This window comes from Microcoleus sp. OTE_8_concoct_300 (assembly GCF_031383065.1).
Classification (GTDB): Bacteria; Cyanobacteriota; Cyanobacteriia; order Cyanobacteriales; family Microcoleaceae; genus Microcoleus.
Genome location: NZ_JANMZH010000780.1, coordinates 1 through 1,307, shown reverse-complemented (window position 1 = coordinate 1,307; position 1,307 = coordinate 1). Strand labels below are relative to the sequence as shown.

Below are 1,307 nucleotides of genomic sequence, written 5' to 3'. Positions count from 1 at the left end.
TTCATAGAAAATCCTCGTTGGAAACCCTGCATCTTTAGACCTGGGAGGAAAACTGATAGGCAGGATTTATCCTGCCATTTCGCTGTATATTTATAACAGTAGCGAAAAGATTGTTATGTACCTGACCCAAAAGAACCAAGTGCGAGAACTGAATAAGTCCGAGTTTTTGGCTCTTTTGGAATTGTGCCGACTGAGTAAGAACCTCTACAACGTAGGGCTTTACACAGTTCGACAATACTTCTTTCAGGAACGTAAGCACCTGCGCTACGAATCGAACTACCACCAGTGTAAGGTTAACGAGAACTACCAGTTGCTGAACACTGATATTGCTCAACAGACGCTGAAAGTAGTAGACCGAACATTCAAAAGTTTCTACGGATTGATTAGTGCAGTTAGGGAGGGAAGCTACCAACAGCGAGTTAAGCTTCCTCACTACTTGCCAAAAGACGGCTACTTCTTGCTGATAATCCCTTGCGGGTTGTCTACCCGTAAGGACAAGACAAAAGTACCGAGACTGGTCATCAAAGACTGCAAGTTTCGGATACCCATGTCCAATCAATTCAAGAAACAGTTTGGGGAAGTCTGGATCAACTTTCCCGACAGAATTAACTACGAATCCCTCAAAGAGATTCGCATTCACCCCAAATACAACTGTCGATACTTCGAGGTTGAATTTATCAACGAAGTAGAACCAGAACCCGTAGAAGTCAATCCCAGTAGTGCGATTAGCATTGATTTGGGAGTAGACAACCTTGCTGCTTGTGTTGATACCAATGGGGCATCCTTCCTTGTGGATGGCAAACCAATTAAATCGATTAACCAGTGGTACAACAAACGCAATGCTTGTCGGCAATCCATCAAGGATAAGCAGGGAATTAAAGGTATTACCAACCAGCAAGTAAAGCTGGTGGTAAGGCGAAATAATCAGGTGAGAGATTACCTGAACAAGGCAGCACGGTTTATAGTCAACCACTGCATTGATAACCAGATTGCACAACTGATTGTTGGTTATAATCCTGGAATCAAACAGGAAATCAACATCGGAAAGTGCAACAACCAGAACTTTGTACAAATCCCGTTTTATTCTTTGCGTTCTAAGTTGAGAGCACTGTGTGGGCGATACGGATTGGTTTACACCGAACAGGAAGAGTCGTATACCAGCAAGGCAAGTGCTATCGATAGCGATGAAGTACCTGTTTACAATGCCGACAATCCTAAGAATTACCAGTTCTCTGGTAAACGAATTAAGCGAGGATTGTATCGGACAAAAGAGGAACATCTGGTTAACAGTGACTTGAATGGTTCAG

At 43.1% G+C, this 1,307-nt stretch carries 1 protein-coding gene; it reads left to right on the top strand.

Features of this window, described 5'->3' with window-relative positions; all coding sequences use genetic code 11:
• Positions 1–115: 115 nt before the first annotated feature.
• Positions 116–1,307, top strand: a 1,192-nt coding sequence (locus ACUVJL_RS34965) for an RNA-guided endonuclease InsQ/TnpB family protein (protein ID WP_445250015.1), incomplete at its 3' end; no start/stop codon positions are given.